The sequence below is a fragment of the Nitratireductor sp. CH_MIT9313-5 genome (genome assembly GCF_037029545.1).
In the GTDB taxonomy this organism is placed as follows: Bacteria; Pseudomonadota; Alphaproteobacteria; order Rhizobiales; family Rhizobiaceae; genus Chelativorans.
In genome coordinates, this window is record NZ_JAYMER010000014.1 from 314,045 (window position 1) to 329,340 (window position 15,296).

Here is a 15,296-nt window from a genome sequence, read left to right on the forward strand (position 1 = left end):
TCCGTTCCTTGGGTATGAAATTCATATGCCGAATGCGGTTAGTTTCGTGCATTTATGATGTCTTGCGCCCTCAGCCAGTCGGGTGATCCGCGCTTCAGACGCTGCTGCGCGCGAGCCGCAAATAACTTCGCATCCCTGATCTGGCCACTGTGATAGTGCCCTTCGGCGGTCGCAAGCTCAGCCGCTCCAACGTCACCCAGCTGTCCGTAAGCCTGCGCCAGGAAGCGATATCCCGCCGCGTATTCCGGCTCGCGAGTCAGTGCGACTTTCAACATGTCTGCGGCTTTGCGTATCTGGTCGGGTCGACCTGTCGCAAGCAGTGATCGCCCGTATCCAACCTCCAACAAGCCAGGTCTTCCGGGAGCAAGCTTGATCGCGTTCGCATAGGCATTTGCCGCCTCTGCCGGTCTGTTCGCCTTGAGCAAGATCTCGCCCTTCAGTTCATGAAAGTATGGGTTGCCCGGTTGTGCCGCAATCAGCCGGTCCACCCGCGCCAACGCATCGCGGCTACTGCCGCTCAAGAAGGTGGCAATAGCTTCGCCATAGGCTGCACCAAGGCTGTTGCCTGCACCGCGAAAGACACGCCGCACGGCGTTGGCCCCGCCGGTATAAGCGGCGATCTTGGCGCGCACGAGGTCATGACGTAATTGAAGCGCTGGAGGGTCCTTCTGCGAATAATAGGAACTTTGCCGCGCCAGCGTCTCAAGCGCCGCCAGTCTGTCGCGCGGCATTGGATGGCTCGACTGATAGGGATCCACATTGACACCTGCGAGCGAGAGATCCTTGGCCATCCGTTCAAATGTCCGAAGCATTCCAACTGCCGATTGCCTGGTGCGGTTGAGATAATCGATGGCTGCTCGATCTGCCGTTGTCTCTTCGCCGCGCTGATAGCCAAGAACGCTGCGCCGCGCAGCCTCCGAGCCCCCTGCGGCAATGCCCATGCCTGCTTGAGGCAAACCTGGCAAGTCGGCTGCCGCGCCTGCGACCCCGGCTCCGATGCCTGCGAGCATGGCAACGACCGCCATTGTGCGTGCGCGCGCCATCTGCTGGCGCAACCGCTCCTGATGCCCGCCGGCGATATGGCCTGCCTCGTGAGCAATGACCCCCGCGATTTCGTTTGGGGTTTCGGCTGTCAGCAATGCGCCCGTATGGAGGAAAATGCGACGTCCGGCGACGAAGGCGTTAAAGCGATGGTCATTGACGAGAACGAGATTCACGCCCGACTGCAGGCCCGCAGCCTTGAGAATGGGGCCTGCGACATCCTCTACATAACGTTCGATTTCCGCATCGCGGACAATCGGAACGCTTCGCTGCGAATAGGCAGGCAAAGCCGAGGCAAGGATGGAAGCGGCAGCCGCAAGAGAAACGGCAAGGCGAGGGATTGAGAATCGACGAGTTCGCACAAACATGGCCATGCCTGATAGTGATAGTGGCGCCGCACGGGGATTGGAAGAGAACTCGCCACCAATCAAGTTCATTTGATGGCAGCTTGTGCAATACAGCCAGAAACGAAAAGGCCCGCACGAAGCGGGCCTGATCCAAATCAGAAGAAGCTTTTCCGCTGCCACCAACCGGTCTTGCGCGGTGCGGCCTCGGTGGTTGAGGAGACAACCGGTTCTCCTGCTTCTTGATCTTCATGCCCGCTATCAGCGCGTCCGGATTCTAATTGATCCGGCTCGGATTGTGCGCTCTCATTCTCCGCGGCACTGTCCTGGACAGGCGGCTCCTCACTGCGTGAGCCATCGCTTTCCGTGGCTCCAGAAGCTGCCGGCTCAGGCTCGGGTTGTGGATCGACCGCAACGGCATCGGCAGCTGCACCGACAGCACCGCCATCGGCCGGATCTGGCTGTGCCTCGACAGGTGTCTCTGCCACTGCCGACTTGCGCGAGCGAGTGCGGCGGCGTGGCTTCTTCACCGGCTCGGCTGCACTTGCCTCGTCAGCCACAGATGTTTCTTTGGAAGCCTCTTCCTGTGAGCCTTCGCCATTGCCGCTATCGGCGGCGTCTCCGGCGGGACTGTCTGCTACCGTCTCAGTCGAAGCTGTAGCAGGAGCAGTATCGCCGTCTTCGGACTGGGCAACATTTTCTTCGGCAGACTGATCGTCCTTGCGGTTACGCCTTCCACCGCGACGGCCACGATGCCGCTTCTTGCGCTCAGGGGCACCACCGTCCTCATTGGAAGGCTTATCGCCATCTGCAACTGCATCCGCACCCGCATTCTGACCATCATCAGAAGCAGCCTCTTCATTCGAAGCGTCTGCAGATTGCTCCTGCTGATTCTGTTGATCGGTATTGTTGTTGCGGTCACGGCCGCCGCGACGCCGCCTTTTGCGCCGCCTTTTGCGACCGCTTCCATTGCCATTCTCAGCGGCCGACTGGCCGTTCTCGTCCTCGCCCGCTGCCTCGGCAACTTCTTCCGGCTCTGGTGCAACTTCGCGAAGTTGCGCCTCGATGGCTTCGGCTGTGACAGTTCCTTCTCGTCCAGAAGCTTCGCCCTTGACGATCTGGTAGTGTTGCCCACCAATCTTGTCGTCAGCCTCGATCGTGATCGTGACGCCGAAACGTTCTTCGAGTTCGACAAGGTTCTGTCGCTTGTGGTTTAGCAGATAGAGAGCCGTAGAAGCCGGCGTATGGACGCTGATATCGTTGCGCGCGTCCTTAAGCAGATATTCCTCGATCGCGCGAACCACCAGAAGAGCCACGGACGACTCGGAACGTACATGGCCAGCGCCGCCACATGTGGGGCAGGTTTGCATTGTGCTTTCAAGGACGCTGGCGCGGATGCGCTGACGCGACATCTCCAGAAGGCCGAAATGCGAGATCCGACCAACCTGGATGCGCGCGCGGTCGTTCTTCAGGCATTCCTTGAGCTTCTTTTCAACCGCACGGTTATTGCGGTTTTCCTCCATGTCGATGAAGTCGATCACGATGAGACCGGCAAGGTCGCGCAAGCGCAACTGGCGCGCGACTTCTTCGGCAGCCTCCAGATTGGTCTGGAGTGCCGTGTCCTCAATGGAATGCTCCTTGGTCGAGCGACCCGAATTGACGTCGATCGCAACAAGCGCTTCGGTTTGATTGATGATGATGTATCCGCCGGACTTGAGCGTCACCTGCGGCTGTACCATCTTGTCGAGCTGTCCCTCGATACCGTTGCGCGCGAAGATCGGCACCGTGTCGCGATAGGGCTGAACGACCTTTGCATGGCTCGGCATGAGCATGCGCATGAAGTCTTTCGCCTCGCGATACCCTTCCTCGCCGGAAACGAGAATCTCGTCGATATCCTTGTTGTAGAGATCGCGAACGGACCTCTTGATAAGGCTGCCTTCCTCATAAACGAGGGCAGGGGCAGAGGATTCCAGCGTGAGCGTGCGAACCTTCTCCCACATGCGCATCAGATAGTCGTAATCGCGCTTGATCTCGGCCTTGGTTCGGTTGGCGCCGGCGGTGCGCAGAATGACACCCATGCCCTGCGGCACTTCGAGGTTTTTCACGACCTCTTTCAGGCGCTTGCGATCCTGCGCATTGGTGATCTTTCGCGAAATCCCGCCGCCGCGCGCAGTATTCGGCATGAGAACCGAATATCGCCCTGCTAGTGACAGATAGGTCGTCAGCGCCGCCCCCTTGTTGCCGCGCTCTTCCTTGACCACCTGCACCAGCAAAATCTGACGGCGCTTGATGACTTCCTGGATCTTGTAGTTACGTCTTACCGGACGACGGCGGTTCTGCGCTTCGTCAATGGCGTCTTCAGCTCCGACCGTGTCGACTTCGCCCTCATCGCCGTTGGATGCAGAGGGCGCATCATCCTGTTCAGTACCGCCAACTTCTTCAGAAATGCTCTCGCCATTCTCGACAAGCGCTTGCGCGTCCTCTGAGGTCTCTGTTGCCTCATTGATGCTATCCGCAGCTGCGGGTGACTTGGAACGCTTGCTGTTACGGCGGCGCTTGCGGCCATTCTTAGGCGCCGAAGATTCCGCCTCTTCGCCATCGTCATCAGAATCACCAGCTTCCTCGGCTTCCGCCTGAAGCAGAGCCTGCCGATCGGCAACCGGGATCTGATAGTAATCCGGGTGAATTTCGCTGAAAGCGAGGAAACCGTGGCGGTTGCCGCCATATTCGACAAATGCAGCCTGAAGTGAAGGTTCAACCCGCGTCACACGGGCGAGATAGATATTTCCTCTTAACTGCTTTTTATCCTGTGATTCGAAGTCAAACTCTTCAATACGGCTACCGCGAGTGACAACGACGCGCGTCTCCTCGGGATGAGACGCATCTATCAACATCTTGTTGGGCATTTATTCTTGTCTCCCCGACACGATCCGGGAATCGGACGGGAGCAGGTCTGATCCTGCAGGCCCCGTTTCGGGATTTCGTGTCGGATAATCTGAAGTCTGCCGGCGGGGGCGGAGACGCAGTGATAAATCCGCTCGACGCGGCATTGCCGCGGATCGTGAAGGATTTACATCTGACTGCGCTCAAAGCCATTAGCATCGCCTGGCAGTACCGTTTCAACCAGGGCCCAAACAATCAGGCCCGACTATTGCTCGTTCACGAGCCGGCGCGGAAATCGTCGCGCCGTTTTCCTCTAGCTAAGGGTTTCGGCCGCGCCGCAAACACCTCGAAGAAATCTCCTAGAACTGCCGTATCCGCCCGTTGTCGCCTCGGCTGTCATCGTTCCGCTGCAACGCGGTTCATCGATCAATCGCCGGTTCGGGCATTACGCCAGTTCAAAGCCGCTTTTATGATTTGACACGGGACATGGCAACCCTGATTTGCTAGGCCGCCATCGTGGCTACCATCGGCCATTGGGCGGTCGGCGGCGGTATTGCTGGCTTTTGCAGGGCTGCTCCTGCCTTCAAGAGGGTCATAAATCAGCCTCCAATCGCGCCCACTCATGCGAATGAAAGCTCAAGCCAGGGACAATGACGTGGAAAAATCCCGCATTTCGCTCATCTTGAATCTGATTCTACTTCTCCTTGTGCCCGTGGCGGCCGCGGCACAGGAAGGGCAGGGACCACTTCTCGTGGACCAGTTGAAGATTGCGGGAGACGCAAATCGCACGCGTATGGTCATCCATTTCGACAGGAAGCCGGAAACGTCCTGGTTCTACCTCAGAAGCCCTCACCGTTTCGTGCTTGATCTGCCCGAAACCGACTTTCTACTCGATCCGACAGAGGATCATACTGCGGGAATGGCACGTACTCTCCGTTTCGGCGCGCTGGATGAGGACCGTTCGCGACTGCTTCTGTCCATGTCTGGCCCCTTTCTCGTTGAAGACTACGCGATCAAGCAGAACGATGACGAAACGACGTACCGCCTGATCGTGGATTTCGTATCGGCATCCGCGAATGCGTTCGACCAGGCGATGCGTGAGCGTGTGGCCCCATCCGAAAATACCGAATCGGCGGAAGCTTCGGTCAGTGAGGCTGAAGGCCCCGCCAAATTAAAGGTCGTGATTGACCCCGGTCACGGTGGCGTGGACGGAGGAACACGAGGCGTTAACGGCACCCAGGAAAAGATCATCACGCTTGCCTTCGGGCTGGAGCTGCGCGCGAAACTGGAAAAGACCGGTCGCTATGACGTAATCATGACGCGCGACAAGGACGTGTTCCTGCGCCTTGATGAGCGTGTCCGCATCGCGCGAGAACATGAAGCCGATCTGCTCATTTCCGTACATGCAGACGCCATCCGCATGCGCAATTTCCGCGGCGCCACCATCTACACGCTCTCCGACAGGGCATCTGATGCTGAAGCAGCTGCAACAGCCGCGAGGGAAAACCTCTCCGACGAGTTGGCCGGCATGGGCATGGATGAAGAAAAGGATGAGGTCACGGACATTCTCGTCGACCTGATTCGGCGCGAAACCCACTCCTTCTCGATCCGCTTCGCGCGCACCCTGATGAATGAGTTGACAAAGACGGTTGATCTGGTGAACAACCCGCTCCGCTCAGCGGGTTTTCGCGTGTTGCGTGCACCCGAGGTCCCGTCTGTGCTATTGGAACTGGGATACCTTTCCAACCCGAAGGATGAGGAGCTTTTGCGGGATGCGCAGTGGCGGTCGAAGGCGGCCGACAATATCATCCGAGCAATTGATCTGTTTGCTGAAGCGAAGGGTGGCACTGGAGGCTGACAGAACGGGCCGGGGCGCTTCTTGATCAGAATATGCGTAGCTTGCCCCATTTTCCCCATATCCAAGAGCCAAACACGCAGAAGCGTACAATGTTATTTTCCTTTGCAAAGCCGCTGATGATAAGCTTGCAAAGGTCCTCCTGAATCACGGCAAACTGCCGGCAGGGCGAATCTGGAGCGGAAATGCTAAGACTTCTCGGTTACTTTTTCGGGGTCGGCGTCGGCCTTGCACTGCTCGTTGCAGCAGGCATTGCGATCTATGTTAGTGACCTCTCCAAGGATTTGCCCGACTACGAGGTGCTTGCCCGTTACGAGCCCCCGGTAACCACCCGTATCCATTCCTCCGATGGCGCGCTTATGGCGGAATATGCGCGCGAGAAGCGGCTTTTCCTGCCGATCCAGGCGATCCCGGATCGCGTAAAGGCTGCATTCCTTTCTGCCGAAGACAAGAATTTCTACAGCCATCCTGGTGTTGATGTGACGGGTCTGGCCCGCGCAGTCGTCACCAATTTGCAGAATATCGGTCGCGGTCGCCGTCCGGTCGGCGCTTCTACGATTACGCAGCAGGTCGCCAAGAACTTCCTTCTGACCTCAGATCAGACAATCGATCGCAAGATTCGCGAGATGATTCTGGCTTTCCGAATCGAGCAGGCCTATTCAAAGGACCGCATTCTCGAGCTCTATCTGAACGAGATTTTCTTTGGTCTTGGGTCGTACGGCATTGCCGGCGCAGCGCTGACCTATTTTGACAAGTCGGTGAACGAATTGACAATTGAGGAGGCGGCCTACCTCGCAGCCCTCCCAAAAGGTCCTTCCAACTATCATCCGTTCCGCTACACCGAGCGCGCCACCGAGCGCCGCGACTGGGTCATCGATCAGATGGCCGAGAATGGGTATATCACCCATGAAGAGGCCCAGGACGCGAAGTCAAAGCCGCTCAAGGTGACGCCGCGTCGCAGCGGGAGCTACCTGTTCGCTGCCGAATATTTCACCGAAGAGGTCCGCCGCGAGATCATCTCCCGCTATGGTGAAGATGCGCTCTACGAAGGCGGTCTGTCGATCCGTACGACGTTGGATCCCGACCTGCAGCGCGAAGCCCGCAAGGCCTTGCATCGCGGTCTCATCCGCTACGACACGCTGCGCGGCTATCGCGGACCGGTGAAGCATCTTGAATATGACGGTGACTGGGGCGTGGCTCTAAGTGATGTCGAGGGCCTGAGCGACGTGCCGGAATGGAAGCTCGCGGTCGTCCTGAATGTCTCGGATGCCGGTGTAGATATCGGAATTCAGCCCGAAAAGCTGGTATCCGGGAAAATCGCTGAAGAGCGTGAAACCGGCACCATAGCGTCCGCCGACATGAAGTGGGCTTTGCGCCATTATGTCGAGGACAAGCTGCAAAAGGCTTCTTCTCCGGCAGAGGTACTCGAGCCCGGCGATGTTGTCTATGTCGAGCGCAAGGAGGCCGATTCCAGCAACTGGATCCTGCGCCAGCCGCCTCAGATCGAAGGTGCTTTGGTTGCAATGGACCCGCATACCGGCCGCGTCCTGGCGATGGTCGGCGGGTTCTCCTACGCAGACTCCCAGTTCAACCGCGCCACACAGGCCTATCGTCAGCCTGGCTCCTCGTTTAAGCCTATCGTCTACGCAGCTGCTTTGGACAATGGCTACACGCCGGCTTCCGTGGTCATGGACGCACCATTCTCTATCCGTTCGGGAGACGAGATATGGGAGCCCAAGAACTATAGTGGCAATTTCGCCGGACCTTCGACCTTGCGCGCGGGCATTGAGCGGTCGCGCAACCTGATGACGGTTCGCCTGGCCAACGATATGGGCATGCCGCTGGTTGCCGAATATGCAGAGCGTTTCGGCATCTATGACAAGATGCTGCCTGTTCTCGCAATGTCGCTTGGCTCAGGCGAAACTACCGTCATGCGCATGGTTTCTGCCTACGCGATCATGGCCAATGGTGGGAAGCATATCGAACCTTCGCTGATCGACCGCATTCAGGATCGCTACGGCAAGACAGTTTACAAGCATGAGCAGCGCGAATGCGTGGGCTGTGTCGCCGAGGAATGGCGCGGGCAGCCTGAGCCGGAGTTGGTGGACCGCCGCGAGCAGGTCCTCGACCCGATGACTGCCTATCAGATCACCTCCATGATGGAAGGTGTTGTACAGCGCGGTACCGCGACGACCATCGCCGAACTGGGTCACCCTATCGCCGGCAAGACGGGCACCACAAATGATGAGAAGGATGCCTGGTTCATCGGCTATACACCGGATCTGGTGGTTGGTGTTTTCATGGGCTTTGACCAGCCCACACCTATGGGCCGTGGTTCGACGGGTGGCGGTCTTGCAGCTCCGGTTTTCAAGGACTTCATGGCCAAGGCCCTGGAGGGCAAGGACCCGGTCGATTTCCGTGTGCCTGAAGGCATGAAGCTGATTGCGATCGACCGCAAATCCGGAATGCGTGCAAATGAAGGTGCCCCCGGCTCCATCATGGAAGCGTTTAAGCCGGGCACCGGCCCAGCGGACAGCTATTGGGTGATTGGCCAGGAAGAGATCGAGCGGGTCAACGAACGTGCACGCAATCTTTCACCTGAGGCCAACCGCGCGATAAGCACCGGAGCCGGTGGACTTTTCTGATCACCGGCGAGCCTACTCTCTCACCAGCCTTTACAGGCCGCGGCGCGGACCATAAGTTCCGCGCCGAATCCATTAGTGACACGCATTGAAAGTGGGACGCCATGCGAGCCGAAACGGCAAACCTCGTCGACGAAATCAAGCAGGCCATAAGCCTGCTGAGGGGGTATCTTTGACTGGGACGAAGCAGTAAAACGTCTCGAATACCTTAACTCACGCGCTGAAGACGCCGACCTCTGGGACAATCCCCAGGAGGCCCAGAAGCTCATGCGCGAGCGTCAGTCGCTCGAAGACAATATCAACGGCATCAATGGCTTGGCCCAATCGCTCGAAGATAATGTCGAGCTGATTGTCATGGGCGAGGAAGAGGGCGACCAGTCCATCATTGCCGAAGCAGAAGCGTCTATCCGCAATCTGAAGGCCGAAATCGCCGAGCGTCAGCTCGAAACACTTCTGTCGGGTGAGGCAGACGGCAACGACACCTATCTGGAAGTGCATGCGGGTGCCGGCGGCACGGAAAGCCAGGATTGGGCGAACATGCTTCTGCGCATGTATACCCGCTGGGCCGACCGCCGCGGCATGAAGGTGGAAGTTCTCGAAGTGCATGATGGCGAGGAGGCCGGTATAAAATCGGCAACGATCCTCGTGCGCGGTACCAATGCCTATGGCTGGCTGAAGACCGAGTCCGGCGTTCACCGCCTGGTGCGCATATCGCCCTATGACAGCAACGCCCGCAGACACACTTCATTCGCCAGTGTTTGGGTTTATCCCGTAATCGATGACACCATCGAGATCGACATTCCCGAATCCGATGTCCGCGTGGACACCTATCGCGCATCGGGTGCAGGCGGGCAGCACGTCAACACGACCGATTCCGCGGTACGCATTACCCATATTCCGTCGGGCATTGTTGTTCAGTGTCAGAAGGAACGCTCCCAGCACAAGAACCGAGCTACGGCCTGGGACATGCTGCGATCGCGTCTCTATGAAGAGGAACTGAAGCGCCGCGAGGAAGCTGCCAATGCGACGGAAGCGTCCAAGACAGAAATCGGTTGGGGACATCAGATCCGCTCCTATGTCCTGCAGCCATACCAACTCGTAAAGGATCTGCGCACAGGCGTTGAAAGCACCAGTCCGCAGGACGTGCTTGATGGTGATCTTGACACCTTTATGCGTGCTTCGCTTTCAGCGCGTGTCGATGGTGGTTCACAGGGGGAAGTGGCGGATATCGAATAACCGCTGCTCAACCATTCTGTGACATGGTTGCAACGAAGTGTGTGTTTCGCAACCGTATTTGCTCGGTTACACCACCAACACACCCATCCTAGGATAGGGCGCTGCGGGTCAGCGGCGCCTCCAGACTGAAATCACAATCCGGAGAAGCCATCTCATGTGCGGAATCGTGGGAATTATCGGCGCAAAACCAGTTGCTCCACTTATCGTCGATGCACTGAAGAGGCTTGAATATCGCGGCTACGATTCAGCGGGCGTTGCCACCCTTCATGCGGGCCAGCTCGACCGGCGCCGCGCAGAAGGAAAGCTGGTCAATCTGGAGAAACGCCTGTCCGAGACGCCGCTTGAAGGCAATATCGGTATTGGGCACACGCGTTGGGCCACCCACGGTGTCCCGAATGAGCCGAATGCGCATCCTCACTTCTCCGACGGCGTCGCAATCGTTCACAACGGCATTATCGAGAATTTCGGCGAGTTGCGCGATGAGTTGAAAGCGGATGGCTACAGCTTCGCCTCGCAGACCGATACCGAAGTTGTCGCCCATCTGGTGGCGCGAGAACTGAAGGCCGGCAAGGCGCCAAGAGAAGCAGCCCACGAGACCTTCAAGCGTCTGCAGGGCGCATTTGCGTTGGCGATCATGTTCCAGGGCGATGACAATCTGATCGTCGCGGCACGCAGCGGCCCGCCGCTTGCCGTCGGGCATGGGGAAAACGAGATGTTTCTTGGCTCCGATGCCATCGCTCTCGCTCCGTTCACCAATGTGATCACCTATCTTGAGGACGGCGATTGGGTCGTCATTCGACGAAGCGGCGCAGAAATTTTTGATATTGAAGGCAATCTGGTCGAGCGTAAGCGTCAGCAGTCTGTTGGTACGACCTTGCTCGTGGACAAGGGCAACCACCGCCACTTCATGGAAAAGGAAATCCATGAGCAGCCGGAGGTGATCGCGCAGACCCTTGCCCACTATCTCGATTTTACCAACGGCAGCTTCAAGCAGTTCGATTCCGCGATCGATTTCAAGAATATAGACCGTCTCTATATTTCCGCATGCGGCACCGCATTTCTGGCCGGGCAGATCGCCAAATACTGGTTTGAACGCTATGCGCGTCTGCCAGTCGACAGCGACATCGCATCAGAGTTCCGCTACCGTGAAATGCCGCTGGACAAGCGCAGTGCAGCGCTGTTTGTGTCCCAATCGGGCGAAACCGCGGATACCTTGGCATCGCTCCGTTACTGCAAGGATGCTGGTCTACCGATCGGTTCCATCGTCAATGTCCGCGACAGCACCATCGCCCGTGAAAGCGATGGGATCTACCCGACCCTTGCAGGGCCTGAAATCGGTGTTGCCTCAACCAAGGCCTTCACCTGTCAGCTGTCCATCTTTGCTTCTCTCGTGGTTCGCGCGGCCTTGGAGCGAGGCACCGTGACCGCGGAAGAGGGGGCACAGCTAGTGCGCTCGCTTTCCGAGGTGCCGCGCCTCATCAATCAGGCCCTCAAGCTGGAAGAAGCCATTGCCGAGATTGGACGCGAGTTGTCGGAAGTCAATCACGTGCTCTATCTGGGCCGTGACACGAGCTACCCGCTGGCGATGGAAGGCGCGCTCAAGCTCAAGGAAATTTCCTACATCCATGCAGAAGGCTATGCCGCGGGCGAACTGAAGCACGGGCCTATCGCCTTGATCGACAAGCAGATGCCTGTCGTCGTCATCGCGCCACATGACCGCATTTACGAGAAGACCGTCTCCAACATGCAGGAAGTTGCGGCACGGGGCGGACGGATCATTCTGATCACGGACGAGGAGGGGGCTTCGCGCACATCACTCGACGGCGTGAAGACGATTATCCTGCCAAGGATGCCTGATTTCGTGACGCCCATCGTCTATGCCCTGCCCATCCAAATGCTCGCCTATCACACGGCAGTCGCTATGGGTACGGATGTGGACCAGCCACGCAACCTCGCGAAATCCGTGACAGTTGAGTAGAGGATGATCTGCGGCGCGACCAATTTGCCATCTGGACGCGCAACGGCCCCATGGGTAAAGTTTGCACTGCAACATTCACTTCCTGCAGTTGACTGAACCAGATAGAAAACGGCGATGATGACCCGCGTAAGAAACTACTTCCTGACGGGCTTCATCGTCACGGCTCCGCTTGCAATAACGGCCTATCTTGCCTGGTCTTTTGTGGGCTGGGTGGATTCATGGGTAAAGCCATATATTCCCCCGCGCTACAATCCCGACACCTACCTACCATTTGCCGTTCCGGGTTTCGGTCTGATCGTGGCGCTTGCCCTAATCACCCTTGTCGGTTTTCTCACTGCAAATTTCGTGGGCCGGACCGTCGTTTCATCCGGGGAGCACCTGCTTGGTCGAATGCCGCTCATACGGAGCGTTTATCGCGGGCTGAAGCAAATCCTGGAGACGGTCCTCTCGGAACGCTCCGACACCTTCAAGAAGGTCGGGCTGATCGAGTATCCAAGGAAAGGCCTCTGGGCTCTGGTGTTTGTAGCCACCGAAGCGCGTGGCGAGGTGGATGCAAAGCTCGGCAGCGATGACGAAAGCCCGGCAATTGCGGTTTTCCTGCCTACGACACCTAACCCGACTTCGGGCTACCTGTTGTTCGTTCCCAAGCAGGATGTCATCGACCTTGAAATGTCGGTGGAAGAGGGCGCCAAGCTTGTCATCTCGGCCGGCCTTGTTGCACCGGAATATCAGGAGCGAACGCGCGCGCTTGCGGAAGAAGCGAAGGCAAAGAAGGCGGCTACAGCCGTGACCGGCTAGTCATCCTGCACGCAACAAACGCACAGCATCATCTCGCCCGTAGAGATATAACAGCAGCCGAAGCGCTTCACCGCGATCAGAGCGCAGTTCGGGGTCACGCGTCAGTGCCAGCCGCGCGTCATCCCGGGCGGTGGCAAGCAGGTCAGCATGAAACTCTAGCCGTGCCACCTGAAAACCGGGTGAGCCGGATTGGCGAGTACCCAAAAGGTCTCCCTCGCCGCGCAATTTCAGGTCTTCTTCCGCGATGACAAAACCGTCTTCGGTTTCCCGCATCACCGCCAGCCTGCGGGCAGCCACCTCACCTAGAGGCCCTTTGTATAGGAGCACACAGGAGGAGGCCTTGTCGCCGCGCCCCACGCGGCCGCGAAGCTGATGGAGTTGCGCGAGGCCGAACCGCTCTGCATGTTCGATAACGATGATCGTGGCATCGGGAACATCCACGCCCACCTCAACAACTGTAGTGCCGACAAGAATACGAGCCTGGCCGGACTTGAATGATGCCATGGCACTGTCTTTTTCGCTGCCGGACATGCGGCCATGAATAAGCGCCACCTGCGTTCCAAACACCTGCGAAAGGGCTTCGTGCCGGTCTTCCGCCGAGGTCACGTCGACATTCTCCGACTCTTCGACCAGCGGGCAGATCCAATAGACTTTCTGCCCTTCCGCTACGGCTTCACGCAGACGCCCCACAAGTTCGCCCAACCTTTCGAGCGGCATGGTAACGGTCTTGATCGGCTGTCGTCCTGCCGGTTTCTCGGTAAGCCGCGAGACATCCATGTCCCCGAACGCCGACAGAACCAGTGTGCGCGGTATGGGTGTAGCAGTCATTACCAATATGTCCGGCGCATTGCCCTTGGAGGTGATGGCCAGTCGCTGGTGAACGCCGAAGCGATGCTGTTCGTCAATCACGGCCAGCGCAAGATCGGCAAAATCCACGCCTTCCTGAAAAAGCGCATGCGTTCCGATGATGATGTCAACCTCGCCAGAATTGAGACGCTCCAGAAGGGCCTTGCGTTCACGTCCCTTGTCGCGGCCGGTAAGAAGGGCAACCTTCAATCCGACTTGCTCGCACAGACGGGAGATCGTTGCATGATGTTGGCGGGCAAGTATTTCCGTAGGCGCCATTAATGCTGCCTGTCCGCCTGCCTCGACGGCACGCGCCATGGCCATGAGTGCCACCACGGTCTTGCCCGAGCCGACATCACCCTGCAACAGACGCAGCATGCGGTCGCCTTCAGCCATGTCGGCATGGATCTCGGCCACTGCGGTTTCCTGGGAAGGCGTCAATCTGTAAGGCAGGGCTTTAAGAAGGGCGGCGACATGTCGGCCATGTCCTGCAAGGGGACGCCCTGTCAGCCGCCGTGTTCTTTGCCGAACAAGTGCCAGCGACAATTGCCCGGCCAACAGTTCGTCATAAGCCAGTCTGCGCCATGGCGCACCTTCAGGCGACAGGTCTTCGATCCTCCCGGGATCATGAAGCGTCTTCAAGGCTTGGTCGAACGATGGCAAACCGAGCCGCTGCTGAACAGCGGCATCCTGCCATTCCGGCAATTGTGGGAGGCGTGTCATCGCCTGTGCAATGGCTTTACGGAGAACCTTTGCCGATAGGCCGGCGGTAAGTGGATAAACAGGTTCGATCACCGGCAGCTGATAGGCTTCGGCTTCAGCCACGATATGATCCGGATGGACCATTGACGCCCGGCCGTTGAACCACTCTATCTTGCCGGAAACGAGCACGCGAGCGCCTTCGCTAAGCACTTTTTCCAGCCAGACCTGCCGTGCATGGAAAAAGGTAAGCGCGATCTCACCGCTCTCGTCAAAAGCCATTACCCGATAAGGCAGATTGCGCTTGCCGCGCGGGGGCGGGAAATGGGCGCCAACGGTGAGCGTCAGCGTGACAATGCCGCCATTCGAAGCCTCCGCTATCGCCACGCGGCGCGACCGATCAATCACCGAATGTGGCAGAATGAACGGCAGATCCCCCACCCGCAGAGGACGGTTCGTCAGGTCTGTCGGCACAAGGCGGGCAATCAGCCCGGCGATCTTGTCACCAATGCCATCAAGTGAAGTGGCCGGAGCAAACAGCGGATCAAGGGCGGAAGGGCGCATGCGATTCCTGTATTTTCCTTATGGAAGGCGCAGCTTAAGTCTCAAATCGGGGTGCGCAAGGCTGACATCCAGAACGTCACGCGCTATATGCGCAGCGCACCCTATTGAGGACATCGACCATGACTGGCACGACGCGCTCCAGCGCTGATCTTGAACCACGCAAGAGAAGAGCACTTATCAGGGCCTGGCGTCGTGGTACCCGCGAGATGGACCTGGTTCTGGGCGGATTTGCGGATACGCATCTGGAGAAGCTTACAGCGGCAGAGATGGATGAATTCGAAAAGATACTGGGTCTGCCGGATACCGACCTGCTGCCCTGGTTCACGGGCAGGGTTGCACCACCCGCGGAGGTTCGCACTCCGCTTTTCCAGCGCATCAGCGCCTATTGCTCGGACGGGATTGAATAGTCC

General features: G+C 58.2%; 9 protein-coding genes and 1 pseudogene. 7 read left to right on the plus strand and 3 right to left on the minus strand.

Features of this window, described 5'->3' with window-relative positions:
• Nucleotides 1-38: 38 nt before the first annotated feature.
• Both WA367_RS09060 and WA367_RS09065 read right to left on the minus strand, forming a co-directional pair.
• A complete protein-coding gene (locus WA367_RS09060) occupies nucleotides 39-1,409 on the minus strand; it encodes a M48 family metalloprotease (protein WP_336056449.1) in 1,371 nt (456 codons plus the stop codon).
• A 134-nt stretch (nucleotides 1,410-1,543) separates the two neighbouring features.
• Entirely contained in the window at nucleotides 1,544-4,291 is a 2,748-nt protein-coding gene (locus tag WA367_RS09065) for a ribonuclease E/G (protein ID WP_336056450.1), read from the minus strand.
• Between the two features lie 119 nt (nucleotides 4,292-4,410).
• Here WA367_RS09065 and WA367_RS09070 point away from each other — a divergent pair, with 119 nt between their 5' ends.
• The 6 genes and pseudogenes from WA367_RS09070 (at nucleotide 4,411) to WA367_RS09095 (ending at nucleotide 12,820) form a co-directional block, all read left to right on the plus strand.
• Nucleotides 4,411-4,746: a hypothetical protein gene (locus WA367_RS09070; protein ID WP_336056451.1), complete on the plus strand. Its 336-nt coding sequence runs from the start codon at nucleotides 4,411-4,413 to the stop codon at nucleotides 4,744-4,746.
• Between the two features lie 177 nt (nucleotides 4,747-4,923).
• Nucleotides 4,924-6,126: an N-acetylmuramoyl-L-alanine amidase gene (locus tag WA367_RS09075; protein WP_336056452.1), complete on the plus strand. Its 1,203-nt coding sequence runs from the start codon at nucleotides 4,924-4,926 to the stop codon at nucleotides 6,124-6,126.
• Nucleotides 6,127-6,308: 182 nt separating this feature from the next.
• Nucleotides 6,309-8,768: a penicillin-binding protein 1A gene (locus tag WA367_RS09080; protein ID WP_336056453.1), complete on the plus strand. Its 2,460-nt coding sequence runs from the start codon at nucleotides 6,309-6,311 to the stop codon at nucleotides 8,766-8,768.
• A gap of 101 nt (nucleotides 8,769-8,869) precedes the next feature.
• Nucleotides 8,870-10,001 (plus strand): peptide chain release factor 2 gene (gene prfB, locus WA367_RS09085; RefSeq protein WP_336056454.1). Its coding sequence is split into 2 segments (ribosomal slippage): nucleotides 8,870-8,935 and nucleotides 8,937-10,001, totalling 1,131 coding nucleotides; the frame shifts between segments, so codons are not numbered across the junction.
• 154 nt (nucleotides 10,002-10,155) lie between these two features.
• The gene (glmS, locus tag WA367_RS09090; RefSeq protein WP_336056455.1) at nucleotides 10,156-11,979 is read left to right on the plus strand and encodes a glutamine--fructose-6-phosphate transaminase (isomerizing); all 1,824 of its coding nucleotides are present in this window, start codon (nucleotides 10,156-10,158) and stop codon (nucleotides 11,977-11,979) included.
• A 117-nt stretch (nucleotides 11,980-12,096) separates the two neighbouring features.
• Nucleotides 12,097-12,820 (plus strand): annotated as a pseudogene (locus WA367_RS09095) (DUF502 domain-containing protein).
• On the opposite strand, the gene recG reads toward WA367_RS09095, so the two are convergent.
• On the minus strand, nucleotides 12,778-14,886 hold the full coding sequence (recG, locus tag WA367_RS09100; protein WP_336056456.1) for an ATP-dependent DNA helicase RecG: 2,109 nt from the start codon (nucleotides 14,884-14,886) through the stop codon (nucleotides 12,778-12,780). The pseudogene WA367_RS09095 and the gene recG overlap by 43 nt on opposite strands.
• Nucleotides 14,887-15,005: 119 nt before the next feature.
• Between recG and WA367_RS09105 the strand changes: the two genes are divergently transcribed.
• The gene (locus WA367_RS09105; RefSeq protein WP_336056457.1) at nucleotides 15,006-15,293 is read left to right on the plus strand and encodes an FAD assembly factor SdhE; all 288 of its coding nucleotides are present in this window, start codon (nucleotides 15,006-15,008) and stop codon (nucleotides 15,291-15,293) included.
• Nucleotides 15,294-15,296: the final 3 nt, after the last annotated feature.

What these genes read in the sequence shown, in the direction of transcription:
- WA367_RS09060 (WP_336056449.1), bottom strand. Translation starts at nt 1,409, where the DNA reads ATGTTTGTGCGAACTCGTCGATTCTCAATCCCTCGCCTTGCCGTTTCT.
- WA367_RS09065 (WP_336056450.1), bottom strand. Translation starts at nt 4,291, where the DNA reads ATGCCCAACAAGATGTTGATAGATGCGTCTCATCCCGAGGAGACGCGC.
- WA367_RS09080 (WP_336056453.1), top strand. Translation starts at nt 6,309, where the DNA reads ATGCTAAGACTTCTCGGTTACTTTTTCGGGGTCGGCGTCGGCCTTGCA.
- glmS (WP_336056455.1), top strand. Translation starts at nt 10,156, where the DNA reads ATGTGCGGAATCGTGGGAATTATCGGCGCAAAACCAGTTGCTCCACTT.
- recG (WP_336056456.1), bottom strand. Translation starts at nt 14,886, where the DNA reads ATGCGCCCTTCCGCCCTTGATCCGCTGTTTGCTCCGGCCACTTCACTT.
- WA367_RS09105 (WP_336056457.1), top strand. Translation starts at nt 15,006, where the DNA reads ATGACTGGCACGACGCGCTCCAGCGCTGATCTTGAACCACGCAAGAGA.